This window comes from Rhizobium sp. PRIMUS64 (assembly GCF_023006465.1).
Lineage (GTDB): Bacteria > Pseudomonadota > Alphaproteobacteria > Rhizobiales > Rhizobiaceae > Rhizobium > Rhizobium leguminosarum.
Map to the genome: position 1 here is coordinate 1 of NZ_JALBGX010000302.1, position 955 is coordinate 955.

2 protein-coding genes are annotated in these 955 nt (G+C 67.1%); both read right to left on the bottom strand.

Annotated elements, in window-relative coordinates:
* Positions 1–101: 101 nt before the first annotated feature.
* Entirely contained in the window at positions 102–710 is a 609-nt protein-coding gene (phnH, locus tag MOV76_RS39225; protein WP_247266604.1) for a phosphonate C-P lyase system protein PhnH, read from the bottom strand.
* A partial coding sequence (locus tag MOV76_RS39230; protein WP_247266605.1) for a phosphonate C-P lyase system protein PhnG occupies positions 710–955 on the bottom strand: 246 nt, incomplete at its 5' end. The genes MOV76_RS39230 and phnH, both read right to left, overlap by 1 nt.

A 955-nucleotide genomic window follows, 5' to 3' on the forward strand; every position in this document is an offset into this window, starting at 1 on the left:
CGATCGCCGGCAGCGAACGGTCGCCGCGGCGGCGGTCGGCCAGCAGGCGGTGGGCATTGGCGATGGCGGCCTCGCCACCCTTGACGGCAACATACATGAGCTCAGATCTCCGTTGCTGTGATCTTGGTGGTGCGCGGCAGACAGAGGAAACGCCTGCCCGCCGTCAGCACGATGTCGACGCCGCGCGGAAAGAGCGCACGGTTCTCGGTCCAGAGCCGCAGGAAGGTCTCCGGCAGGCCGATGGGCGCGATCTCCGTCACGCTCTGGATGCCCGGACCCATCAGGGCCAGCCTGCGGCCGCCCTCGAGTTCGGCGAGCTCGATGACAACTGTCGTCGAGCGGTCGGGATATTCCTGCGTGCCTGATGCAAAGAGACCGAAGGAGGAAAGTGCGGTGCCGGCCTCGGTGAAGGCAAAACGCGCCTCGGCCTTTTCGCTGGTCAACGGCGCGCCGGTATGGAAGCCGAGCCATTCCGGCACGGCGGATCTCGCCAGTCCCTGGGAAAGCCAGACGGGCGTGTCGTGGTCGCAAAGCGTCAGCGCGATCGTGCCGGCGGCGATGCCGAGCGGTGCCGGCGGAGCGACATCGGGCTGAACGGTCTGGATCGTGCCGGGGCGGGCCATGCCGTCCATCAGCATCTTGAAGACGCTCTGGGCATGGAAGACCGGCTCGGCAAAGCCGCCGGTCAGAGCTTCTGTCTTCAGGCCCATCAGTTGTCTCCCCGCACCATGGTGAAGAAATCGACGCGGGTTGCCGCCGTCTCGTCCGCCTTGAGGCGTTCGGCATCGGCGATCCGTTCGGCGATCGGTAAAAGCAGTGCCTGTTCGACGAAATCCTTCGTCGCGTCCTCCTGCCAGAGCGCGTCGAAGATCGCCGCAAGCCGGGCCTTCTCGCGGTCGGTGCCGAGCGCCTGTGCATGGCCGACCGAGCCCGTGTCGAGCCGGACCGTGGCCCG